The sequence below is a fragment of the Allobosea sp. CCNWLY174 genome (assembly GCF_037120455.1).
In the GTDB taxonomy this organism is placed as follows: domain Bacteria; phylum Pseudomonadota; class Alphaproteobacteria; order Rhizobiales; family Beijerinckiaceae; genus Allobosea; species Allobosea lupini.
Genome location: NZ_JBBBBQ010000001.1, coordinates 669,464 through 691,049 on the forward strand (window position 1 = coordinate 669,464; position 21,586 = coordinate 691,049).

At 67.6% G+C, this 21,586-nt stretch carries 23 protein-coding genes and 1 pseudogene; 16 read left to right on the forward strand and 8 right to left on the reverse strand.

The genetic code is table 11. The features are described 5' to 3' along the window. Positions 1-8: 8 nt before the first annotated feature. Positions 9-839, forward strand: a complete 831-nt coding sequence (gene aac(3), locus V7S63_RS03185) for an aminoglycoside 3-N-acetyltransferase (RefSeq protein WP_336529174.1) — start codon at positions 9-11, stop codon at positions 837-839. Between the two features lie 40 nt (positions 840-879). Here aac(3) and V7S63_RS03190 read toward each other — a convergent pair whose 3' ends face one another. Beyond that, positions 880-1,689 (reverse strand): SDR family NAD(P)-dependent oxidoreductase, encoded by an 810-nt coding sequence (locus tag V7S63_RS03190; RefSeq protein ID WP_336529175.1) that lies wholly within the window; start codon positions 1,687-1,689, stop codon positions 880-882. Between the two features lie 158 nt (positions 1,690-1,847). Between V7S63_RS03190 and V7S63_RS03195 the strand changes: the two genes are divergently transcribed. Together V7S63_RS03195 and sseA are read left to right on the forward strand one after the other, a co-directional pair. Further along, the gene (locus V7S63_RS03195) at positions 1,848-2,570 is read left to right on the forward strand and encodes an alanyl-tRNA editing protein (protein ID WP_091830563.1); all 723 of its coding nucleotides are present in this window, start codon (positions 1,848-1,850) and stop codon (positions 2,568-2,570) included. A 211-nt stretch (positions 2,571-2,781) separates the two neighbouring features. Continuing rightward, positions 2,782-3,636: a 3-mercaptopyruvate sulfurtransferase gene (gene sseA / locus V7S63_RS03200; protein ID WP_336529176.1), complete on the forward strand. Its 855-nt coding sequence runs from the start codon at positions 2,782-2,784 to the stop codon at positions 3,634-3,636. Between the two features lie 4 nt (positions 3,637-3,640). On the opposite strand, the gene V7S63_RS03205 is transcribed toward sseA, so the two are convergent. Next, positions 3,641-4,564, reverse strand: coding sequence for a glutaminase (locus V7S63_RS03205; RefSeq protein ID WP_336529177.1), 924 nt, complete (start codon positions 4,562-4,564; stop codon positions 3,641-3,643). A 129-nt stretch (positions 4,565-4,693) separates the two neighbouring features. Here V7S63_RS03205 and V7S63_RS03210 point away from each other — a divergent pair, with 129 nt between their 5' ends. Beyond that, positions 4,694-5,443, forward strand: a complete 750-nt coding sequence (locus V7S63_RS03210; RefSeq protein WP_091829711.1) for a proteasome-type protease — start codon at positions 4,694-4,696, stop codon at positions 5,441-5,443. Here V7S63_RS03210 and V7S63_RS03215 read toward each other — a convergent pair whose 3' ends face one another. Both V7S63_RS03215 and V7S63_RS03220 read right to left on the reverse strand, forming a co-directional pair. After that, positions 5,444-6,028, reverse strand: coding sequence for an ankyrin repeat domain-containing protein (locus tag V7S63_RS03215; protein WP_248307312.1), 585 nt, complete (start codon positions 6,026-6,028; stop codon positions 5,444-5,446). It abuts the gene before it with no gap. A gap of 367 nt (positions 6,029-6,395) precedes the next feature. Beyond that, a pseudogene (locus tag V7S63_RS03220) lies at positions 6,396-6,601 on the reverse strand (TOBE domain-containing protein). Between the two features lie 115 nt (positions 6,602-6,716). Between V7S63_RS03220 and modA the strand changes: the two are divergent. From modA to modC, 3 genes are read left to right on the forward strand one after another with little or no spacing between them, the layout of a single operon-like run. Continuing rightward, positions 6,717-7,535 (forward strand): molybdate ABC transporter substrate-binding protein, encoded by an 819-nt coding sequence (gene modA, locus V7S63_RS03225; protein ID WP_336529178.1) that lies wholly within the window; start codon positions 6,717-6,719, stop codon positions 7,533-7,535. After that, positions 7,529-8,230 carry a molybdate ABC transporter permease subunit gene (modB, locus tag V7S63_RS03230; protein ID WP_137880396.1) on the forward strand — a complete coding sequence of 234 codons (702 nt, stop codon included), beginning with the start codon at positions 7,529-7,531 and terminating at the stop codon, positions 8,228-8,230. Before modA ends, modB begins: the two co-directional genes overlap by 7 nt. Then, positions 8,227-9,318: a molybdenum ABC transporter ATP-binding protein gene (modC, locus tag V7S63_RS03235; RefSeq protein WP_336529179.1), complete on the forward strand. Its 1,092-nt coding sequence runs from the start codon at positions 8,227-8,229 to the stop codon at positions 9,316-9,318. Before modB ends, modC begins: the two co-directional genes overlap by 4 nt. Positions 9,319-9,322: 4 nt before the next feature. On the opposite strand, the gene V7S63_RS03240 is transcribed toward modC, so the two are convergent. From V7S63_RS03240 to V7S63_RS03250, 3 genes are all read right to left on the reverse strand, one after another. Next, entirely contained in the window at positions 9,323-9,691 is a 369-nt protein-coding gene (locus V7S63_RS03240; RefSeq protein ID WP_336529658.1) for a winged helix-turn-helix domain-containing protein, read from the reverse strand. Positions 9,692-9,748: 57 nt separating this feature from the next. Next, positions 9,749-10,384, reverse strand: coding sequence for a pyridoxamine 5'-phosphate oxidase family protein (locus V7S63_RS03245; protein WP_100958975.1), 636 nt, complete (start codon positions 10,382-10,384; stop codon positions 9,749-9,751). An 86-nt stretch (positions 10,385-10,470) separates the two neighbouring features. Further along, on the reverse strand, positions 10,471-11,298 hold the full coding sequence (locus V7S63_RS03250) for a phosphogluconate dehydrogenase C-terminal domain-containing protein (RefSeq protein ID WP_336529180.1): 828 nt from the start codon (positions 11,296-11,298) through the stop codon (positions 10,471-10,473). A 220-nt stretch (positions 11,299-11,518) separates the two neighbouring features. Between V7S63_RS03250 and V7S63_RS03255 the strand changes: the two genes are divergently transcribed. Genes V7S63_RS03255 through V7S63_RS03265 form a run of 3 tightly spaced genes read left to right on the forward strand, consistent with a single transcriptional unit; the run spans position 11,519 to position 14,386 of the window. Further along, entirely contained in the window at positions 11,519-12,712 is a 1,194-nt protein-coding gene (locus V7S63_RS03255) for a CaiB/BaiF CoA transferase family protein (protein WP_336529181.1), read from the forward strand. 10 nt (positions 12,713-12,722) lie between these two features. After that, positions 12,723-13,505, forward strand: coding sequence for an enoyl-CoA hydratase/isomerase family protein (locus V7S63_RS03260; RefSeq protein ID WP_336529182.1), 783 nt, complete (start codon positions 12,723-12,725; stop codon positions 13,503-13,505). Further along, positions 13,502-14,386: an NAD(P)-dependent oxidoreductase gene (locus V7S63_RS03265; protein ID WP_336529183.1), complete on the forward strand. Its 885-nt coding sequence runs from the start codon at positions 13,502-13,504 to the stop codon at positions 14,384-14,386. The genes V7S63_RS03260 and V7S63_RS03265 overlap by 4 nt, the downstream gene beginning before the upstream one ends. 7 nt (positions 14,387-14,393) lie before the next feature. Here V7S63_RS03265 and V7S63_RS03270 read toward each other — a convergent pair whose 3' ends face one another. Then, a complete protein-coding gene (locus V7S63_RS03270; protein WP_091829729.1) occupies positions 14,394-15,134 on the reverse strand; it encodes a GntR family transcriptional regulator in 741 nt (246 codons plus the stop codon). Positions 15,135-15,253: 119 nt separating this feature from the next. On the opposite strand from V7S63_RS03270, the gene V7S63_RS03275 reads away from it, so the two are divergent. From V7S63_RS03275 to V7S63_RS03300, 6 genes are all read left to right on the forward strand, one after another. Next, the gene (locus V7S63_RS03275) at positions 15,254-15,925 is read left to right on the forward strand and encodes a cyclase family protein (protein ID WP_091829730.1); all 672 of its coding nucleotides are present in this window, start codon (positions 15,254-15,256) and stop codon (positions 15,923-15,925) included. 39 nt (positions 15,926-15,964) lie between these two features. Then, entirely contained in the window at positions 15,965-17,362 is a 1,398-nt protein-coding gene (locus V7S63_RS03280; protein ID WP_336529184.1) for a flagellar biosynthesis protein FlgA, read from the forward strand. Positions 17,363-17,528: 166 nt separating this feature from the next. Next, positions 17,529-18,497: an amidohydrolase family protein gene (locus tag V7S63_RS03285; protein ID WP_336529185.1), complete on the forward strand. Its 969-nt coding sequence runs from the start codon at positions 17,529-17,531 to the stop codon at positions 18,495-18,497. After that, positions 18,494-19,039, forward strand: coding sequence for a TRAP transporter small permease (locus V7S63_RS03290; protein WP_199777325.1), 546 nt, complete (start codon positions 18,494-18,496; stop codon positions 19,037-19,039). The genes V7S63_RS03285 and V7S63_RS03290 overlap by 4 nt, the downstream gene beginning before the upstream one ends. After that, complete coding sequence (locus V7S63_RS03295; RefSeq protein WP_091829739.1) at positions 19,036-20,319, forward strand: TRAP transporter large permease subunit; 1,284 nt, start codon at positions 19,036-19,038, stop codon at positions 20,317-20,319. The genes V7S63_RS03290 and V7S63_RS03295 overlap by 4 nt, the downstream gene beginning before the upstream one ends. A 39-nt stretch (positions 20,320-20,358) precedes the next feature. Continuing rightward, the gene (locus V7S63_RS03300) at positions 20,359-21,354 is read left to right on the forward strand and encodes a TRAP transporter substrate-binding protein (RefSeq protein WP_336529186.1); all 996 of its coding nucleotides are present in this window, start codon (positions 20,359-20,361) and stop codon (positions 21,352-21,354) included. The last annotated feature ends 232 nt before the right edge of the window (positions 21,355-21,586 follow it).

A 21,586-nucleotide genomic window follows, 5' to 3' on the forward strand; every position in this document is an offset into this window, starting at 1 on the left:
TGACCGCCATGGCATCGCCTCCCGCCTCCTTCGTCACGCGAGCCTCGCTCGCTGCCGACCTGTCCCGGCTCGGCATCGCACCCGGCGACGCGGTCATGGTCCACGCCGCCGTGAGCAAGGTCGGCCGCCTGATCGACGGCCCCGACACGATCATTGCCGCGCTGTGCGACGCAGTCGGCCCCGCGGGGACCGTCCTCGCCTATGCTGATTGGGAAGCGCGTTACGAGGACCTCGTGGACGACGAAGGCCGCGTTCCGCCGGAATGGCGCGAGCATGTCCCGCCCTTCGACCCGCAGCGTTCGCGCGCGATCCGCGACAATGGCGTGCTGCCGGAGTTCCTGCGGACCACGCCGGGCGCGCTGCGCAGCGGCAATCCCGGCGCCTCGCTCGTGGCGCTCGGCGCGAAGGCGGAGTGGTTCACCGCCGACCACCCGCTCGACTACGGCTATGGCGCGGGCTCGCCATTGGCGAAGCTGGTCGAGGCGGGCGGCAAGGTGCTGATGCTCGGGGCGCCGCTCGATACGCTGACCCTGCTGCACCATGCCGAACATCTGGCCGACATACCCGGCAAGCGCATCCGGCGGCTAGAGGTCCCGCTGGTTACGCCGACCGGTGCGCAGTGGCGCATGATCGAGGAGTTCGACACCAGCGACCCGATCGTCGCGGGGCTGGACGATGACTATTTTGCGGGGATCGTCACGGAATTCCTTGCCGCCGGCGAGGGCCGGCAAGGCCTGATCGGCGCCGCTCATTCCGTGCTGGTCGAGGCTGCGGCAATCACCGCCTTCGGCGTCGATTGGCTGGCATCGCGGTTCGGCTCTTCCTCACTTCGATTATGAGCTTCCTGGCGCAAGCCATTGGGTCAGGAATCTTCTGCGGTCAGACCGCGCCGTCACGCCGGCCGCCGCGATGCTCTCCGGCCAGTCTGCGCACCATCCAGAAATAGACCGGATAGGGCAGCAGCCGCAGCGCCTTCATCAGCCAGGCAAGTCGGCGCGGAAAGGCGACTTCGAAGCCGCCGCGGGCGAAGCCGTCGACGACCCGCGTCGCCGCTTCATCGAGCGTCAGCATGAACGGCATCGGAAAGCTGTTGCGCTTGGTCATCGCCGTGTCGACGAAACCGGGGTTGACCAGCTGCAGGCGGATGCCTTGCCGCTCGCAATCGAACCTCAATGCTTCGCAAAGATGGATCGCGGCGGCCTTGGAAGCGCCGTAGGCCGCTGCGCCCGGCAGGCCGCGATAGCCCGCCAGCGAGGCATTGACCGCGATCTGGCCCTTGCCGCGCGAGGCCATGCGTTCGGCGACTGCGGCGGCACCACGCACGACACCGATGAGATTGACCGCGAAAACCTGCTCGAAGGCCGCGACGTCGATCAGGCCCGGCCCATTGCGCGGTGCGATGCCGGCATTGAGGAAGGCGAGCGCGATCGGCCCATGCACGCTCTCGATGCCTTCGACCACCGCCGCCATCGCGGCGGGATCGACGACATCACCGACATGGGCGACGATCCGCCCCGGCAACCCGTCTGCTCCGAGCGCCAGCGCCTCGAGCTTGTCGAGCCGGCGCGCAGTCGCCGCGACCGTCCAGCCGCGGCGCGCCAGCTCCAGGGCCACGGCCGCGCCGATCCCCGAACTCGCCCCGGTCACCCAGGCGATGCCGTCCTTGGGCTGCATGCGCGGCGGGGTCATGTTGCGTTCGGGCCTCCATGCCGCGGCAGTCCTGGCCGGACCCTAGTGATGCGGAGGCCGCAGCGGAAGCCCTGCCAGCGGCATCTCCGCCTGGCTACCCACCATCTTTTCCGCACCGTCCGCGCCTGCGATAACCTCGGGCGATGAAGGAGATCGCGATGCCGACCGAATTGCTGTTCCGAGACGACGCCTATCTCACCGAGACGCCCGCGACCGTCGTCGCGATCAACGAGCGCGGCGGCATCGAGCTCGACAGGACCGTATTCTACGCCACCGGTGGCGGCCAGCCGGGCGATGCCGGCATCCTCGTCCGCAGCGACGGCACCGAGATCACGATCGGCACGGCGATCTACAATCCCGAGGACAAGAGCCGCATCCTGCATGTCCCGCTTGAAGGCCAAGGCACGCCCGCTGTCGGCGAGACCGTGACGGCGAAGCTCGACTGGGAACGCCGGCTGAAACGCATGCGCATCCACACCGCGCTGCATCTGCTCAGCGTTGTCCTGCCCTATCCGGTCACCGGTGGCGCGATCGGCGATAGCGGCGACGGCCGGCTCGATTTCGACATTCCCGAGGGCGGTCTCGACAAGGCGGAGTTGACCGAGAAGCTCGGCGCATTGGTGGCCAAGAACGCCGCGATCAGCGAGCGCTGGATCACCGACGAGGAGCTCGATGCCAATCCCGGCCTGGTCAAGACCATGTCGGTCAAGCCGCCACGCGGCTCGGGGCGAGTCCGGCTGGTCTCGATCGAGGGCATCGACCTGCAGCCCTGCGGCGGCACGCATGTGCGCAACACCGCCGAGATCGGCGCGGTCGTGGTCACCGACGTCGAGAAGAAGGGCAAGCAGAACCGGCGCGTGCGCATCGCGCTAGTGTCGTGATCTCGAAGTTCGCTTTCGTTCGATATCAAGTGAAGCGCGAACTTCGAAATCAAAAAACGACACTAGAAAACCTATGAGTTGCCCGTGTCCCCTATGATTCTGAAATTCGCTCCGCGCTTGATATCTGGCAGTGGCGAATTTCAGAATCGGGACACTGGCTTGAGCTTTCCGCCATAACATTATGAAAACAGACTCTTTCGAGGACCCGCGCATGGCCCGCAACGACATCTTCGTCTCCACGCAATGGCTGGCCGAGCGGCTCGACGCCCCCGACATCGTCGTGCTCGACGGCTCGTACTACCTGCCGGCTCAGAACCGCGATGCTGACGCTGAATATGCGCAGCAGCGGATTCCTGGCGCAGTGCGCTTCGACATCGACGCGGTCAAGGACAAGAGCTCGAGCCTGCCGCACATGCTGCCGCGGCCGGACGCCTTCGCCGCCGCGGTCGGCGCCATGGGCATCGGCGACGGCATGCGTATCGTCGTCTACGATGGGCTCGGCCTGTTCTCGGCGCCGCGCGTGCGCTGGACGTTCCGTACCTTCGGCGCCAAGGACGTCGTCATCCTCGATGGCGGCCTGCCGCAATGGCTGGCCGAGGGCCGGCCGGTCGAGGACGGCCCGCCACGGCCGCGGGCGCCGCGCAGCTTCACCGCCAGGCTAGACCATTCCGCCGTCGCCGACGCCCATGACATCGAGCGCGCCATCGCGAGCAATTCGGCCCAGGTCGTCGATGCGCGCGCCGCCGACCGCTTCCGAGGCGAAGCGCCGGAGCCGCGCGCCGGCCTGCGCTCCGGCCACATTCCCGGCTCTCTCAATCTTCCCTCCTCGGCGCTGGTGGCGGACGGCAAGCTCAAATCGCCCGAAGCCATCCTCGCCGCCTTCAAGGATGCCGGCGTCGATCTCGACCGGCCGGTGATGACGACGTGCGGCTCGGGCGTCTCCGCCGTGATCCTGTCGACGGCGCTGGAATCGATCGGCAAGCCGACCCGCGCCGTCTATGACGGCTCCTGGTCGGAATGGGGCGCGAGCGACCGTCCCATCGCGACCGGGCCGGCGAAGGGCTGAAGCTTCAGAAAACCGACCAGCCGGTGCGCTCGACCAGGCGTTCGAGCGCGAGCGCACCGACATGCGAGGTGCCGGCGGCGTTGAGGCCTGGCGACCAGACCGCGATCGCCGCCTGCTTCGGCACGATGGCGAGAATGCCGCCGCCGACACCGCTCTTGCCGGGCAGGCCGACCTTGAAGGCGAATTCGCCGGACGCGTCGTAATGGCCGCAGGTCATCATCAGCGCCTTGACGCGGCGCGCCCGCGCCGGGCGGCAAACGACGGCGCCGGTCAAGGGATCGACGCCGTCACCGGCGAGGAAGAGACCGGCGCGGGCGAGCTGGACGCAGCTCAGGCTCAGCGCGCATTGATGGAAATAGACGTCGAGCACCTCGGCGACCGGATTCTTCAGATTGCCGAAGGCGCGGATGAAATTGGCGAGGCTGGCATTGCGGAAGCCGGTCTGTGCTTCCGAGCCCGCCACTTCCTGGTCGATCGCGACCGCACGATCGCCCGAGCATTTGCGCAGGAAGGCGAGGATTTCGGCCGACGTCTTCCTCGGGGTCCGGCCGGTCAGCAGCGCATCGGTGACGACCAGCGCTCCGGCATTGATGAACGGGTTGCGCGGCACGCCGCGCTCCTGCTCGAGCTGGACGATGGAATTGAAAGGCGAGCCCGACGGCTCGCGCCCGACCCGGTGCCAGAGCCGGGCACCGACCCGCTCCAGTGCCAGCGTCAGGGTGAAGACCTTGGAGATGCTCTGGATCGAGAACGGGACATTGGCGTCGCCTGCCTGCGCATGCTCGCCGGAGCAGGTGACGACGGCGAGCCCGAAACGGCGCGGATCAACCCGCGACAAGGCCGGGATGTAGTCGGCGACCTTGCCGGCGCCGATATGCTCGGCCATGTCGGCATGAACGCTCGCGACGATGTCCGACAGGTTGCGCATGTCCGAACTCCGCCACGGCCTAGTCAAGGTGACCTTGGCATTCGTCCGACCCTGCCGCAATCGCGGCGGAGAGAGCTTGGCAAAGTCCCTGCCCCTGCGCATGCTGCCGCCCGTGCCGGGGAGCCACGCATGACCTATTGCCTCGGGATCCTGCTGCCGTCGGGCCTGATCCTCGCCTCCGATTCGCGCTCCAGCGCCGGCGTCGACCAGATCGCGGTGGTGAAGAAGCTCGCTCTGTTCGAGGTACCGGGCGAGCGCGTGATCGCGATCCTCTCGGCCGGAAACCTGGCGACGACGCAGGCCGTGATCACGATGATCAGGCAATACACCCGCCATAAGCAGGATAGCGCCGCAGGCGGCGAGAACCGCGACATCCTGGCGGCGCGGACCATGTTCGACGTGGCGCAGATCGTCGGCGGCGTGCTGCGCGAGGTGCTGCGGCTCAATCGCAGCTTCGTCGAACCCTATGGCGATCCGAACGGCTCCTTCATCGTCGCCGGCCAGATCGCCGGCGAGCCGCATCGCCTCTTCCAGGTCTATTCGGCAGGCAATTTCGTCGAGGCCTCCGGGCGCACGCAGTTCCTGCAGCTCGGCGAGACAAAATACGGCAAACCGATCCTCGACCGGGCGCTGCAGGAGGCCAGCGGCCTCGACGAGGCGGCCAAGCTCGCTCTGCTGTCCTTCGATGCGACGGTGCGGTCGAACCTCTCGGTCGCACCGCCGATCGACCTCTTGCGCTACGAGGCCGACAGCTTCTCGACCAAGCATCTCGCCAAATACGACAGCCACCATCCCTACTGGGCCGATTTGCGCCAGCGCTACAGTGACGGGCTTAGCGCGCTGGTCGCGAGCCTGCCGGCGCCGGATTTCCCCGCCTGACTACTGCAGCAGCGCGACCATCGCCGCGTAGCCGCGGCGGCGGGCATGATCGAGCGGGGTTACACCATCGCGATCGGCGAGGTCGCGCCGTGCACCTGCCCCGACCAGTGCCCTCACCGTCTCGACATGGCGCGGCCCGCCATTACCGAGGATCACCGCCTCGATCAGGGCGGTCCAACCGAGATTGTTGACATGGTCGAGCGGCGCGCCGGCCGCGATCAGTTCGCGCACCACGCCGTCATGGCCGAGATGAGCGGCCGCGATCAGAGCCGTGCCGAGATAGGGGCTGGTGATGGCGCGCGGGTCGCCACCGATGGCGAGCGCAGTGCGCATGGTCTCGATATCGTCAGCGACCGCCGCGATGGTGATCGCGTCATAGGCGCGGTTGTCGAGCGCGCGCGGATCGGCTCCCGCCTTGGCGAGCTCCTGCATCGCCTCGCGCTGGCGGGCATGGGCGGCGGCCAGCAGTGCGGTGCGGCCCTCGCCGTCGCGGGTTTCGAGGCCGCGGCCGGTCGCGATGGCCTGCCGGAGGGCTGCAAGATCGCCACGATAAGCCGACAGGTGCAGCCCGTCATAGGCTGACACCTCTGCCAAAGATGGCGGAACCTGAGCACCGGCAGTCCCGCCCGCGCTCACTGCCAAAGTGATCAGCAGCGCCGAAAATCCATTTCGGCAAACGTTCGCCCCGCGTCGTTTCGTCCCAGGCATCTGTCCCTTATCCGCCACTTCGCCCGAACGGCGCGAAAAATCGCATCTTGCACAAATTAAGGTCAGCCCTGCTGTCCCTTCCCTCTTGCAGGCCGGCCCGAAGCGCCCTATCTCTTGTGCACCGCAGCAGCGATGTTGCGGCGCCCTCCTTGGGCGTTTCCTCCCTAGACTTGGGCCTGCGCTCCGGCGTGGGCCTTTTTCTTTTGCGGGAAGGCTAGCGCGGCCGGCATCGGCCACGCAACGATCAATCGATCGCGATCATCACGTCGGAAGTCTTCACCACGGCATAGGCCTGTCGCCCGACTGCGAGCTTGAGCTCGTCGACCGCGGCATTGGTGATCGCCGAGAGACGATGGCGCCGCCGAGATCGAGCTTCACATGGGCGGTGATCGAGCCCTTCACGATCTCGACGATGGTGCCCTTGAGCTGGTTGCGGGCGGAAATCTTCAGTCTGGTCTGCCCGATCTGACGTCCTCGCCAAGTCCGCACCGGGCGGACTCGACCTTTGGTCGCGCGCCGTTATATTCGGCTGCACATAGCGACAGCAACCGCAGCGAGCGCCGTCATGTCATCGAACCGTCGAAACGCGGGCTTCGGCTTCCTGGGGTTCACGGCCGCGCTGCTGATCGGCGTCTCTTCCTTCACCGGCCCGGCCCTCGCCCAGAGCAAGGAGCTGGTGGTCTTCGCCGCCGCGAGCCTGAAGACCGCGCTCGACGAGGCCGCGGCCAACTGGGTCAAGGAAAGCGGCAAGCCGGCGCCGAAGATTTCTTATGCGGCGAGCAACGCGCTGGCGAAGCAGCTCGAACAGGGCGCGCCAGCGGACCTCTTCCTCTCGGCCGATCTCGACTGGATGGACTACGCCCAGCAGAAGAACCTGATCGTCAAGGAGAGCCGGGTCAGCCTGCTCGCCAACCGGATCGCGCTGATTGCGCCGTCCGACGCCAAGACCACGGTAACCCTGGCGCCGGGCATCGACCTCTCCGCCGCACTCGGCCAGAGCCGGCTCGCCATGGGCAATGTCGATTCCGTACCGGCCGGCAAATACGGCAAGGCGGCGCTGGAGAAGCTCGGCGGCTGGGACAAGGTCAAGGACAAGATCGCGCAGGCCGACAATGTCCGCGCCGCGCTTCTGCTGGTCTCGCGCGGCGAAGCGCCGCTCGGCATCGTCTACACCACCGACGCCGCCGCCGATCCGAAGGTCAAGGTGATCGCGACCTTCCCTGAGGACACCCATCCGCCGATCGTGTATCCGGTCGCCATCACCAAGGATTCGGCCAATCCCGACGCGCAGGGCTTCCTTATCTATCTGCGCGGCAACGGCGCCAAGGCCAGCTTCGAGAAGCAGGGCTTCACGGTCCTGAACAAGCCCGCTTCCTCATCGTGAGCGACTGGCTGTCCCCGGAGGAGTGGACGGCCGTCCGCCTCAGCCTGATCGTCGCCACCACCGCCATGCTCGCGAGCCTCCCCTTGGGGCTCGCGATCGCCTGGCTGCTGGCACGCGGGCGCTTCTGGGGCAAGTCGCTGCTCGACGCCGTCATCCACCTGCCGCTGATCCTGCCGCCGGTCGTCACCGGCTATCTCCTGCTGATCGGCTTTGGCCGTCGTGGGCCGATCGGCCAGTTCCTCTATGACTGGTTCGGCATCGTCCTGTCCTTCCGCTGGACGGGGGCGGCGCTGGCCTGCGCGGTGATGGGCTTTCCGCTGATGGTCCGGGCGATCCGGCTTTCGATCGAGGCGATCGACCGCAAGCTCGAGGATGCGGCCGGAACGCTCGGCGCCGGTCCGTTCTGGGTGTTCCTGACCGTGACGCTGCCGCTCGCGCTGCCCGGCATCCTCGCCGGGATGATCCTGTGCTTCGCCAAGGCGATGGGCGAGTTCGGTGCGACCATCACCTTTGTCTCCAACATCCCCGGCGAGACGCAGACCCTGCCCTCGGCGATCTACACGTTCACGCAGGTGCCCAATGGCGATGCCGGGGCGATGCGGCTGACCCTGATCTCGATCGCTATCTCGGTCGCGGCATTGTTCGCTTCGGAGTTCCTGGCGCGATTGGTCGGCCGGCGGATCGCCGTCGAATGAGCGCCATTATCGAAGTTTCCGTGGCGCACCGGCTGGGCGCCTTCACGCTCGATGCAAGCTTCACCTCGGACGGGCGCCTGACGGCGCTGTTCGGCCGCTCCGGCTCGGGCAAGACTTCGCTGGTCAACGTGATCTCGGGCCTGATCCGGCCGCAAGCCGGCCGCGTCGTCATCGACGGGCGGGTGATGGTCGACAGCGCAGCCGGCATCTTCGTGCCGAAGCATAAGCGCCGCATCGGCTACGTCTTCCAGGAAGCACGGCTATTCCCGCATCTCTCCGTCAGGCAGAACCTGCTCTATGGCCGCTGGTTCGCGCCCAAGGCCGATGATGGCGGCAGCACGCTCGACGACGTGCTCGACCTGCTCGGCATCGGCCATCTGCTTGAACGGCAGCCCGGCGGGCTCTCCGGCGGCGAGAAGCAGCGCGTCGCGATCGGCCGGGCGCTGCTGGCCAAGCCTCGGCTGCTGCTGATGGACGAGCCGCTCGCCTCGCTGGACGAGCAACGCAAGGCCGAGATCCTGCCTTACATCGAGCGCCTGCGCGACGGCTTCGGGATCCCGATCGTCTATGTCTCGCATTCCATCGCCGAGGTGGCCCGGCTCGCCACCCATCTCGTCATCCTCGAGCAGGGCAAGGTCTCGATGAGCGGGCCCACCGCCGAATTGATGTCGCGCCCCGACGTTCCGGTCCTGTCCACCTCGGCGGAGGCCGGCGCGATCCTCGAGGCGCGCGTGCTGCGCCATGAGCCGGAGCACGGCCTGACGGTCCTGGAGACCGCGGCGGGGCCTTTACAGATCGCTCGGCGCAAGGTGCCGGAAGGGACGGCGCTGCGTGTGCGCATCCTCGCCAGCGACGTGATGCTGAGCCTGAAGCCGCTCGACGGGATCAGCGCGCTCAACGTCTTGCCCGGACGGGTCTCGGCGATCGGGGCGCCTCACGGCGATGGTGGCGCGCTGGAAGTCAGGCTCGACTGCGATGGCGTCGGCCTTCTCGCCCGCCTCACCGTGAAGTCGGCCGAGCAATTGCGGCTGGTGCCCGGCGGCCCGGTCTATGCGGTGATCAAGAGCGTCTCGATCGATACGCCGTGAGGGTTCAGGCCTTCTCGCCGGGCGCGCGCACTGGAGCCTTCGGCGAGACTGCCGCACGCAGCGCAGAGATCTCCGCCGCCCCTGCCTCCAGCGCCTTCGCCTCGATGGCGCGATAGTTCGCGACGATCTCGCGGCCGAGCGGCGTCAGATGCGCGCCGCCGCCCTTCGCTCCGCCAGGCTGGGCCTCGACCAATGGTGAGCGGAAGATGCGGTTGAGATCGTCGACCAGCAGCCAGGCACGGCGATAGGACATCTTCATCGAGCGGCCGGCAGCGGAGATCGAGCCGGTCTCGCCGATCGCCTCCAGGAGTTGCACCTTGCCGGGACCGAGACGCCCGCCCGGCGTGAAGTCGAGCCGGAAGCTGAAGCGCATCTCGGGCAGGGACTGGTCAGCCTTCGACAAGGTCGGCCCTCCGCGGTTGCGCAGCGCTCAATAGAGCCGCGTGCGGTAGCCTTCTTCCATGGTGGCGTCGGCCTGGACGGCGTCGATCGCCCTGGTCTGCTCGGCGACGATGCGACCGAGCGTCGGGAAGCTGGCGCGCTCGACCTGCGATCCTTGCGCCCAGAGCTTCGAGCGGATCAGCGCCTTGCCGCAATGGAAGTAGGCTTCGTCGACCTCGACGATCAGGCCGAGCTTCGGCGCCTTGTCCTGCATCGCCAGGGGTTGGAGCAGAGCGGCGTCGGTGGTCATCCGGGCCCTGCCGTTGACGCGCAGCGTCTCATTGATGCCCGGCACGAAGAAGACCAGGCCGACACCGGGCGCACTCAGCACATTGCCGAGGGAATCGACCCGGTTGTTGCCGCGCCGGTCGGGGATCAGCAACGTCCGCTCGTCGAGCACCTGGACGAAGCCCGGTCCGTCACCGCGCGGACTGGCATCCGCCCTGCCCTCGCTGTCGGCGCTGGCCAGCACGAGGAAGGGCGATAGCGCGATGAAATCGCGGCAAAACCGGTCGAGCCGGTCGAGCACCTTCTTCTCGGCCAGCGGGTGCACTTCGCCGACGAGCGCGCGCAGTTGGGCAGCGTCATCGACAGTCGTGTCCGGCTTCTCGCTGATGGCGCTCATTTTTTGTCTCCGCAGGCATGCCAGCCGAGCCGGCGAAGCAGCCATAACATGCCTTCGAATGCTGCCGAAGCCTCACCGCACAACCTCTAGGTGATGCGCCGGACGCTGTCCGCGATCTCCTGCGGCTCGAACAGGCGTTTCCAGTCCGGCCGGAGGATCGTTTCCTTGCCGAAGACGATCGCCTTGTTGCAGGCGTCCGAGAACACGCCCTGGACCTCGCCGAAGGTGACCGCCGCCAGGATGTTCATATGGCCGAGCAGGAAGTCGCGCGCCGCCTCGCGCGGCACGCCGCGGGCGATCGCCTCCTCCATCGCCTCGCGCATCGCGTCGAGCAAGGTGGCGCAGACGGTTTCCGAGAGGCCGGGCTCCAGGATCGCCATCTGCTCGACGGTGACGCGGTGCGAGCGCATCACCGGCGCCCAGATCGCCCGCGCGACTTCCTCGCCGAGGGCGTAGTGCGCCTCAGGCCCCTGCATCAGCGCGTTGACGATGTGCTGCTTGGCCGCGATGCCGCCGAAATGGTCGGCGCGCGCCGCCGCCTCGGTCTCGTCGTTGAAGATCGGCGGATGGCAGGGATGGGTAACGAAATAGGTGATGTCGGCGCGCTCGGGGAGATGGCCGGCATGCGGTGCCGCGGCGTCGAGGATGACGACGATCGTCCCGGCCGCGAGCTTCGGTACGAGGCCGGCCGCGACCACCCCGACGGCGGTATCCGGCACCGCGAGAATCACGACGTCGGCTCTCTCGATCGCCGAGTCCGGATCGACGCAGTCCGCACCGAAAGCTTCGCGGATGCGATCCCGGCCCGCCGGGCTGATCTCGACATGGCGGGTCTCGAAGCGCGAGCGGGCGAGATTGCGGCCGAGGCGCATGCCCATCTTGCCGCCGGCACCGAACAGTGCGACCACCGTCATCGTCATCCTCCGGGCTTCCGCGTCCGTTGCCGACGCTGTCCCGCCAAGCTCGCAGGGCTTTCCGCCGGAGGTCAACGCCGATTTTCCGCTGCTCGCCACCTCCCGTCGTCCGGCTGGCGCATGGCTCATCTGCCGATCTTGCATGCAAGATGAAGCTAAAGATTGACGCCCCGGGACGATGACGGGATAGTCGCGGCCCTTGTGACGCATCCGGATCATCATGCCTCGCCCGAAGCCGTCGACCGCCCTCGAAGCCCTGCGCGTGCTCGATCTGACGCGCGTACGCGCCGGGCCGACCTGCGCCCGCATCTTCGCCGATTTCGGCGCTGACGTGATCAAGATCGAAAGCCCGCCGGGTATCGATCCCAATGAGAACATGAGCGGGCCTCGGCATGGCTACGACATGCAGAACCTTCACCGGAACAAGCGCTCTCTGACGCTCAACCTGAAAAAGGAACCGGCCAAGGCGATCCTGCGCAAGCTGATCGCCGATGCCGATCTCCTGGTCGAGAACTTCCGGCCGGATGTGAAGGAGCGGCTCGGCCTCGATTTCGAGACGCTCCATGCACTCAACCCGCGCCTGATCCTGGTCTCGATCTCGGGCTTCGGCCAGAGCGGCCCCTATCGGCTGCGCGCCGGCTTCGACCAGATCGCCCAGGGCATGGGCGGGATGATGTCGGTCACCGGCCTGCCCGGCCAGGGGCCGGTGCGTGCCGGCATCGCCGTCGCCGATTCCGCCGCCGGGCTCTATGGCGCGATCGGCGCGCTGGTGGCGCTGCAGGAGCGCGCCGTCTCCGGCAAGGGTCAGTGGGTGCAGACCTCGCTGCTCGAAGCGCAGATCGGCATGATGGACTTTCAGGTCGCGCGCTATCTGGTCGAGGGCAAGGTGCCGCCGCAGGCCGGCAACGACCACCCCTACGCGACGCCGATGGGCGTCTATGCGACGCGCGACGGCCATATCAATCTCGGCGTCGGCGCCGAGGGGCACTGGCGCTCCTTCTGCGGCGCGCTCGGCCGGCCCGAGCTCGCGACCGATCCGCGCTATGACAATATGGAGAAGCGCTTCGCGGCGCGGCCGGAACTGCGCGCGCTGCTCGAGGAGATCATGTCGACGCAGGACAGCGCCTATTGGCTCGAGGCCTGCGAGAAGGCCTCCGTGCCGGCTGGGCCGATCTATGCGGTCGATGCCGTGTTCGATGATCCGCAGGTGCAGCACCTTGGCATCGCGCAGCCGGTCCGGCATCCCAAGCTCGGCGAGATCCGCGTCGTCGGCGAGCCGGTCAGCCTGTCGCGTACGCCGTCCAGCATCGCGACGCCGACGCCGGACGCCGGCGACCACAACCTCGAAATCCTCACCGAGCTCGGCTTCGACGAGGCGGCCATTGCCAGCCTCAAGGCCGAAGGCGCGATCTGAAAGGTATCCGATGAACGACGAAATCCTCTACGACGTCGCCGATGGCGTCGGCACGGTCACGCTCAACCGGCCGCAGGCGCGCAATGCCCTGACCTTCGCCATGTATGAAGGGCTGGCCGAGATCCTCGGCAATCCCGAGAAGCACGGCGCGCCGAAGGTTTTCGTGGTAACGGGCGCCGGCGAAAAGGCCTTTGCCGCCGGCACTGACATCTCGCAGTTCCGCGAGTTCAAGACGGCCGAGGACGCCCTCGCCTATGAGAACCGGATCGAGCGGGTGATCACCACGATCGAGAGCTGCCCGGTGCCGACGATTGCAGCGATCGCCGGCGCGGTCACCGGTGGCGGCGCGGCGATCGCCTGCGCCTGCGACCTCAGGATCGCTACGCAGTCGGCCCGCTTCGGCTTCCCGGTGGCGCGCACGCTCGGCAACTGCCTGTCGATGGCGAACTATGCCCGGCTCGCCAGCCTGCTCGGCCCGGCCCGCGTCAAGGACATCATCTTCACCGCAAGGCTGGTCGAGGCCGAGGAAGGCCATCGCATCGGCCTCTACAACGAGCTCGTCGCCGACCATGCCGCGCTGATGGCGCGGGTGAAGGAGCTGGCGGAGACGATCCGCGGCCACGCGCCGCTGACCATGCGCGCCACCAAGGAAGCGCTGCGCCGTCTCACGGCGGCGGCGAGTGCCCACGTCGATGGCGATGACCTCGTCACCCTCTGCTATACCAGCGCCGATTTCCGTGAGGGCATGGAAGCCTTCCTCGGCAAGCGCACGCCGAACTGGCAAGGCAGATGAGCGAGACCATCGGCTTCATCGGCCTCGGCTTGATGGGCGCGGGCTTCTGCAAGCGCCTGCTCGCGACCGGCCGCAAGGTCGTCGGCTACGATCTCGACCCGGCCCGGCGGGCCGAAGCCGAAGCGCTCGGCGTCGTCCTCGCCGCCTCGCCTGCCGAGGTGGCCGAGCGCGCCAATCCCGTCTGCATCGCGGTGACCACGACCAAGGCGGTGCAGGCTGTGGTCAGCGGCGACGGCGGCATCCTCTCGGCGAAGCTGCCGCTAGGCGCCATCGTCATCGACTTCTCGACGACCGAGATCGGCGTGACCAAGGCGCTTGCAGCGGCGCTGGCGGGGGCCGGCATCGGCTTCATCGACGCGCCGGTCTCCGGCGGCCCACCGGCGGCGGAAGCGGGCAAGCTCGCGATCATGGCCGGCGGCGCGCCCGAGATGATCGCCGCGGTGCGGCCATTGGCGGAGAGCCTCGGTCTCTTTACCCATATGGGCGCGGTCGGCGCCGGCCAGGCGACCAAGCTGGTCAACCAGGCACTGTGCCTGACCAACTACGTGGTCGTGGCGGAATCGCTGCGGCTGGCCGAAGCCTATGGCGTCGACGCCGGCAAGATCCCGGCCGCGCTGGCACCCGGCCTCGGCAATTCGGCGGTGCTGCAGGCGATGATGCCCCGCATGGTCGCGCGCGACTTCGCGCCGAAGGGCTATGCCCGGCAGGTGCTGAAGGACCTGGAAATGCTGATGGAGGCCGGGCGCGAGCAGCATCTGGCCATGCCGATGGTCGCGCAGGCGACGACGCTTTATCGGATGCTGGTCGCGCAGGGCGATAGCGAACTCGACGCGATCGCGGTGCTGAAGCTGCTGCCGGAGGTTGGGCAGCCCTCTCACTGACCTGCGATCAGGCGCTGCCCGGTTTGGCGGCCTCACCCCTCTCTTTCAGCGCCGCGACGAGCCCTGACAAGCCGTTGCGGACATGCTCGCGCAGGCGCTGGCTCGCCAGTGCGGCATCCCCGGCGGTCAGCGCCGCCAGGATCTGCTCATGCTCCTGGATCGCCATCTTCCAGCGCTTCGGCCAGAGATTGGATGAATAGCGGGCGCGGTCGACCCGGAGCGCCAGCAACTCCCAGATCCAGAGCAGGACCGGATTGCCGGCGAGCTCGACGATCCGGCGATGGAAGGCTTTGTTGGCCTCGAAATAGCCCGGCAGCTCGTCGCGGGTGTGATGCAGCATCATCCGGTAGTGCAGCATGCCGATCTCGGCGACGGCCTCATCGGTGGCGCGCGCTGCGGCGAGCTCGCCGGCCAAGCCCTCGATCGTCGAGACGACATCGATCAGCGCCTCGATCTCGCCGACATCGAGCTCGGCGACGACGGACGACTTGTTCGGCAGCGCGCGCAGCAAACCGTCCTGCGTCAATGTTTTGATCGCCTCGCGCACCGGCGTGCGCGAGACGCCGAGCTGGAGGCAGAGCTCGCGCTCGTTCAGCTTCGCTCCCGGCGCGAGCGCGCCCGTGACGATCAGATTACGCAATTGCGCAACCGTGCTGCCGTGCAGGGCGCCCTTGCGCCGGCCCGGCTCGGGCTGTGGAACCTTGGCGAGAAGCGCTGCGAGCGGGGTCGTGTCGGCCGGACTATCCATGACGCTCTGTATATCGCGTGGCCGCTCCGCTGTCGAAAAATTCTTGCATACAAGAATTTCGGCCTCTAGAACGGAGCCGCCGGGTTGCCGGCGTCCCTTTCCGCAATCCGGACAGCGCCATGCACATTGTCGACCTTTCCATGCCGATCGCGCCGCATTTCCGCTGGCCGGTGGAGCTTTCGATCAAGGGCGACATCGCGGCGGGCGACCAGTTCCGGGTCTCGAAGATCAACGGGCCCTGCCATGGCTTCTCGCATGTCGACGCTGCCGCGCATTTCGTCGCCGGAGCGCCGACGATTGAGGCGACGCCGCTCAGCCAGGTGGTCGGCCCCTGCCGAGTCCTCGATCTGAGCGCGCGCCCGGCCAATCAGCCGATCGGCCCCGAGCATCTCGCCGCCGCCGATCCCGGCGGGGCCGATGGCGAGATCCTGCTGCTGGCGACGCAGTGGAACGACCGGCGCGATTACAACGACAAGAGCTTCTGGACTGAAGCACCCTGGCTGACGCTTGAGGCGGCGCAGTGGCTGGCGCAGCGCAAGCCGAGCGCCGTCGCTTTCGACTTCCCGCAGGACTACCCGATCCGGCTCCTGCTCGAAGGCAAGGAGGTGCCAAAGCCCGAGCATGTGACACACCATGTCCTGCTCAGCCATGGCGTCACGCTGATCGAATACGTCGTCAACACCAGCAAGCTGACGGCGCCGCGCAACCTGTTCTCGGCGGCGCCGCTGCTGATCCCGAACGCCGACGGCGCCCCTGCCCGCATCTACGCCATCGAGGGCCTGGCCGTCTGACGGCCGCCGCCCTGCCCAGCTCGAACGAAAGCGACACCAGTGAACATCGAGAACCTGTTCGCGCTGAAGCCCAGCGCGCCCGATCGCGTCATCTCCGCTGCTTTGGTCGGCGCCGGCGAGTTCGGCGCGAGCTTCATCGGCCAGGCCCGCCGCGCGCCGCATATCGAGCCGCGCGTCGTCTGCGACCTCGACATCGGCCGCGCCCGAAAGGCCGCGCTCGCCGGCGGGCTCGACGAGAGCGAGATCGTCGACTGCCATAGCGGCACCGAGGCCAAGGCGGCACTCGATCGCGGGCTGGTCGCGCTGATCGGCGATGCCGCCCATCTCGAAGGCCTGCCCGTCGATGTCGTCGTCGAGGCGACCGGAGACCCGGAAGGCGCGGCGATGACCGCGCTCGCCGCGATCGAGGCCGGCCGCCATCTCGTCATGGTGACCAAGGAAGCCGAATGCATCATCGGCCCGATCCTGGCGCATCGCGCCAAGCTGAAGGGCGTCGTGCATACTCCGGTCGACGGCGACCAGCCGAGCCTGCTGATCGGCCTGATCGGCTGGGCCCGCATGCTCGGGCTGCCGATTGTCGCCGCCGGGAAGTCGTCTGAATCCGATTTCGTCTGGGATTCCGAGGCCGGCACGGTCACGGCCTGGGAAAAGGCCGTTCCGGCCGCCGATTTCGCGGCGGCCTTCGGCAAGCTCGGCAACGATCCGCTCAGCCTGCTCGACGCCCGCGCCAAGCTGCCCTTCCCGCGCGCCACCGTGCCCGATCTCTGCGAGATGGGCATCGTCGCCAACCATACCGGGCTGATGCCGGACGTGGCCGCGATGCATGCACCGATCGCTCGCACCACCGAGCTGCCGAGCCTGTTCCGCCCGGCGGCCGAGGGCGGCCTGCTCGCCGGCACGAGCCGGGTCGACATGTTCAACTGCTTGCGACGGCCGGACGAGCTCTCCTTCGCCGGCGGCGTCTTCGTCATCGCCGAGACGCCTGACCTCGCCACCGGCAAGCTCTTTGCCGGCAAGGGCATCCCCTGCTCGCCGGATGGCCGCTACGTCCTGCTGCACAATCCTGTGCACCTGCTCGGGGCGGAGGCGCCGATGTCGGCGCTCTCGGCCGCCCTGCTCGGCCAGTCGACCGGCGGCGCGGAGGTGCTGCCGCGTGTCGACCTGACGGCGCGGGCGAGCCGCGACCTCGAGCCCGGCGAGACGCTGACCATGGGCTATCGCCATGTCATCGAGGGGCTGGAGCCGCAACTGACGCCGGCCCGTCCGCTCGGGCCGAGCGAGCCCGTCCCCTATTACCTCACCGCTGGCCGAACGGTGGTGCGCAAGGTCGCCCGCGGCGCGGTGGTCACCTGCGCCGACATCGCGCTCGACGAAAGCACGACCCTGGTTCGCCTGCGCCGCGAGCAGGATGCGCTGTTCAACCCCGGCGCGCTTTGACTCTGCGTCAACATTCTGTATGCAGCATACAACACTCAGATAGAACTAATCGCGGCGGGCGACCGCTGAGGAAACGATCGGGAGGCAGGGGATGATGGGCGCGAGCACCGGACCGGCCGGGTACAGCCCGAACCACATCTGCCTTCCGCCGCAGCGGAGCTGAGCCATGGTGGCCAGCTCCGACCAGCGCGCCCGCTTCCTCGCCTCCGGCGCCGATGACGACCTGCCGATCATCGACGCCCACCACCATTTCTTCGACCTCGCCCGCAATTATCACCCTTGGCTGAGCGACCATCCTGTCGCCTTCCGCTATGGCGACTACAGTGCGATCAAGCGCGACTTCATGCCGGCCGATTATCGCCGCGCCACCACTGGTCATCTCGTCGTCGGCAGCGTGCTGATGGAAGGCGAATGGGACCCGCGCGATCCGATCGGCGAAATGCGCTGGGCTTCCGAGGTCGCGCGCGAGCACGACCTGCCGAGTGCTGCGATCGGCCAGATCTGGCTCGATCGCGACGATGTCGGCGAGGTCGTCGCGGCCTATAGCGAGATGCCGCTGGTCCGCAGCGTCCGGCACAAGCCCAAGGCCCTACCCCGCGCGGATTATCGGCCGAATTTCGCCGCGCCGGGCTCGATGCGTGATCAAAAGTGGCGCGACGGCTATGCCCTGCTGGCGGGCGCCGGGCTCAGCTTCGACCTGCAGACGCCCTGGTGGCATCTGGGTGAGGCCGCCGAGCTCGCTCGCGATTTCCCGGATACCACCATCATCCTCAACCATGCCGGCTTGCCAGCCGATCGCGGCCCCGAGGGCCTTTCAGCCTGGCAGGCTGCGCTGGAACGGCTGGCGCGCGAGCCCAATGTCGTCGCCAAGATCTCCGGCATCGGCGTGCCCGGGCAGGCCTGGACGCTTGAGCTGCAGGCACCGGTGATCGAGGGCGTAATCTCGGCCTTCAGCGCCGAACGCTGCGCTTTTGCGAGCAATTTCCCGGTCGACAGCCTCTGCGCCTCGTTCGGCACGATCTTCGACGTGTTCAAGGCGGCGGTCAGCGAGCGGCCGGCGATCGAACGCCTCGCACTGTTCCACGACAACGCCGCGCGCTGGTACGGGCTCGCTGGCAACGGAGCGACACCATGAGATTGCGCGCCCTGCTCCTGCGCCTGACCGAGGACGTGCTGATCGCCGGCTTTGTCGTGATGATCGCGATGGTCTTCGGCAACGTCGTGCTGCGCTATGCCTTCAGCTCCGGCATCATCTCCTCGGAGGAATTGTCGCGTCTGATCTTCGTCTGGCTGACCTTCGGCGGTGCCTTCCTGGTGGCGAAGGAGGGCCAGCATCTCGGCATGACCACCGTCGTCACCATGCTCGGCCGCAATGGCCGCTGGTGGTGCCGGCTCGCAGTCGAGGCGCTCTCGCTGCTCTGCATGGGCATGTTGGTCGTCGGCTGCTGGCAGCAGGGCGTGATCAATATCGAGAACCACCAGCCGGTCACCGGGGTGCCCGTCGCGGTGACCTATCTCGCCGGGCTCGTCGGCGGCATCGGCATCGGCGCGCTCAACCTGATCGCGCTGGCGCGGCTCCTGACCGGCCGCATGCCGGATGACGAACTGGTCGTCGGGGCGGAATCGGAAGAGCTCACCGCCTTCGAGAACCAGCAGGCGGCGGAGAAGCGCTCGTGACCGTCTTCATCTTCCTGGGCTCGCTGATCGGGGCGATGGCTCTCGGCATGCCGATCGCGATGGCGCTGCTGGTCTGCGGCGTCGCGCTGATGCTGCAGCTCGGCACCTTCGACTCGCAGATCCTGGCGCAGAACCTGATCGGCGGCGCCGATTCCTTCCCGCTGATGGCGGTGCCCTTCTTCATGCTCGCCGGCGAGCTGATGAATGCCGGCGGCCTGTCGCGCCGGATCATCGCGCTGGCGGTGACGCTGGTCGGCCATGTCCGCGGCGGGCTCGGCTATGTCGCGGTGCTGGCGGCGCTGGTCATGGCGAGCATTTCCGGCTCGGCCGTCGCCGACACCGCCGCGCTCGCTGCGATCCTGCTGCCGATGATGAAGCAGGCCGGCTACAACCTGCCGCGCGCCGCCGGGCTGATCTCGGCTGGCGGCATCATCGCCCCGGTGATCCCGCCCTCGATCGGCTTCGTCGTCTTCGGCGTCGCCGCCGGCGTCTCGATCACGCGGCTGTTCATCGCCGGCATCGTGCCCGGCATCCTGATGGGCCTCGCGCTGCTGATCACCTGGTACATCGTCGCCCGCGACGAGCCGGCCGCCCGCGTCCAGAGAGCCAGTATTCGCGAGATCGGGCATGCGGTGATCGACGGGCTCTGGGCGCTCGGCCTGCCCGTCCTGATCATCGGCGGCATGAAAGCCGGCATGTTCACTCCGACGGAAGCGGCAGTGGTCGCCGCGGTCTATGCCGCCTTCGTCGGCGGCTTCATCTATCGCGAACTGAAGCTGGAGGATCTGCGCCCGGCCTTGCTCGCGGCGCTGAAGACCTCGGCGGCCGTGATGTTCCTGGTCGCGGCGGCGATGGTTTCGGCCTGGCTGATCACCATCGCCGACATTCCGGCACAGGTCTCCAGCCTGCTCGGCCCGTTGATCGACAACAAGACGCTGCTGATGCTGGCGATGATGTTCCTCGTCGTCGTCGTCGGCACGGCGCTCGATTTCATCCCGACCGTGCTGATCCTGACGCCGGTGCTGATGCCGATCGTCAAGCAGGCCGGCATCGACCCGGTCTATTTCGGCGTGATGTTCATCATCAACAACGCGATCGGCCTTCTGACCCCGCCGGTCGGCACGGTGCTGAACGTCGTCTGCGCCGTCGGCCGCATCCCGATGGACAAGGTCATTCGCGGCGTCATGCCGTTCCTGCTGGCGCAGCTCGCCGTGCTGCTGCTGCTGATCTTCGTGCCCGAAATCGTCACGGTCCCGGCGCGCTGGCTCTACGGGCGCTGACCGCGCCCGCCCATACGACAACACAGGGAGGAGACGCTCATGACCATCACCCGCAGGACTGCCCTCGCCGGCGCGAGCGCCGGCATCGCCCTTTTCGCCATCGGCCGCCCGGCCCTGGCGCAGGCGACGAAATTGCGCTTCGCCCACCCGCATCCGGAGGCCGACAGCTGGCACAAGGCGGCGCTGCTCTTCGCCGAGCAGGTCAAGGCCAAGAGCCAGGGCCGCTACGAGGTCCAGGTCTTCCCGAACGGCGCGCTCGGCTCGGACGCGCAGACGATCAGCGCGGTGCGCGGCGGTTCGCTCGACATCTGCCTGACCGGCAACCCGTTCTTCACCGGCCTCGCGCCCAAGCTCAACGTGCTCGACCTGCCCTTCCTGATCCAGAGCCGCAAGCACGCGGCGGCCGTGATGGACGGCCCGATCGGCGATGGCCTGCGCAAGGAACTCGAAGGCTCGAACCTGAAGGCGCTCGCCACCTGGGAGATCGGCTGGCGCAACCTCACCAACAACCGCCGCCCGGTCGCGACCGCCAACGACCTCAAAGGCCTGAAGATCCGCACCACGCCGAACCCGGCCCATATCAAGGCCTTCCAGCTGCTCGGCGCCATCCCGACGCCAATGGCCTTCACCGAGCTCTTCACCGCGCTGGAGACCGGCACGGTCGACGGCCAGGAGAACCCGGTTACGCTGATCCTCAACGCCAAGTTCAACGAGGTGCAGAAGCATCTCTCGCTGACGCGCCACGCCTTCACCACCGGCCCGGTCGTGATGAACAAGGGCAAGTTCGACGCGATGCCGGCCGACATCCAGCAACTGCTCGCCTCGATCGCCCTCGAATGCGCCGGCATCCAGCGCAAGATGAACGAGGACACGGAAGGCTCGAGCCTCGACGCGCTGAAGAAGGCCGGCATGCAGGCGGTCGAGAATCCCGATCGCGATTCCTTCGCCAAGGTCGTCACCGCCGAGGTCGAGAAGGAGTTTGTCGGCAAGTACGGCAGCGACGTGCTGGACGCGATCAAGAAGACTGCGGTCTGAGGGCCCACGCCTCGACACCGTCATGCTCGCCCTTGTGGCGAGCATCCACATGCTGAACACCGCATTGTGTCCAAACAGGCGTGGATGGTCGGGACAAGCCCGACCATGACGCGCTCGACAGGCAGGAGAGCAATTCTCCCTATCTCACAGCCCCGGGAGACGATTTTGGCGCAGCTGTCGACCTAGAGAGAACGTTGTCGGCTTTTTGCGCGGCGCCATGGCGCAGCGACGG

Bases quoted from the DNA above. Each gene is read 5' to 3' on its own strand.
- sseA (WP_336529176.1), top strand. From the start codon at position 2,782: ATGGCCCGCAACGACATCTTCGTCTCCACGCAATGGCTGGCCGAGCGG.
- V7S63_RS03205 (WP_336529177.1), bottom strand. From the start codon at position 4,564: ATGCGCAACCTGTCGGACATCGTCGCGAGCGTTCATGCCGACATGGCC.
- V7S63_RS03285 (WP_336529185.1), top strand. From the start codon at position 17,529: ATGGTGGCCAGCTCCGACCAGCGCGCCCGCTTCCTCGCCTCCGGCGCC.
- V7S63_RS03195 (WP_091830563.1), top strand. From the start codon at position 1,848: ATGCCGACCGAATTGCTGTTCCGAGACGACGCCTATCTCACCGAGACG.
- V7S63_RS03260 (WP_336529182.1), top strand. From the start codon at position 12,723: ATGAACGACGAAATCCTCTACGACGTCGCCGATGGCGTCGGCACGGTC.
- V7S63_RS03245 (WP_100958975.1), bottom strand. From the start codon at position 10,384: ATGAGCGCCATCAGCGAGAAGCCGGACACGACTGTCGATGACGCTGCC.
- V7S63_RS03265 (WP_336529183.1), top strand. From the start codon at position 13,502: ATGAGCGAGACCATCGGCTTCATCGGCCTCGGCTTGATGGGCGCGGGC.
- V7S63_RS03240 (WP_336529658.1), bottom strand. From the start codon at position 9,691: ATGCGCTTCAGCTTCCGGCTCGACTTCACGCCGGGCGGGCGTCTCGGT.
- V7S63_RS03275 (WP_091829730.1), top strand. From the start codon at position 15,254: ATGCACATTGTCGACCTTTCCATGCCGATCGCGCCGCATTTCCGCTGG.
- V7S63_RS03270 (WP_091829729.1), bottom strand. From the start codon at position 15,134: ATGGATAGTCCGGCCGACACGACCCCGCTCGCAGCGCTTCTCGCCAAG.
- modC (WP_336529179.1), top strand. From the start codon at position 8,227: ATGAGCGCCATTATCGAAGTTTCCGTGGCGCACCGGCTGGGCGCCTTC.
- V7S63_RS03255 (WP_336529181.1), top strand. From the start codon at position 11,519: ATGCCTCGCCCGAAGCCGTCGACCGCCCTCGAAGCCCTGCGCGTGCTC.
- modA (WP_336529178.1), top strand. From the start codon at position 6,717: ATGTCATCGAACCGTCGAAACGCGGGCTTCGGCTTCCTGGGGTTCACG.
- V7S63_RS03210 (WP_091829711.1), top strand. From the start codon at position 4,694: ATGACCTATTGCCTCGGGATCCTGCTGCCGTCGGGCCTGATCCTCGCC.
- V7S63_RS03190 (WP_336529175.1), bottom strand. From the start codon at position 1,689: ATGACCCCGCCGCGCATGCAGCCCAAGGACGGCATCGCCTGGGTGACC.
- V7S63_RS03290 (WP_199777325.1), top strand. From the start codon at position 18,494: ATGAGATTGCGCGCCCTGCTCCTGCGCCTGACCGAGGACGTGCTGATC.
- V7S63_RS03250 (WP_336529180.1), bottom strand. From the start codon at position 11,298: ATGACGGTGGTCGCACTGTTCGGTGCCGGCGGCAAGATGGGCATGCGC.
- V7S63_RS03300 (WP_336529186.1), top strand. From the start codon at position 20,359: ATGACCATCACCCGCAGGACTGCCCTCGCCGGCGCGAGCGCCGGCATC.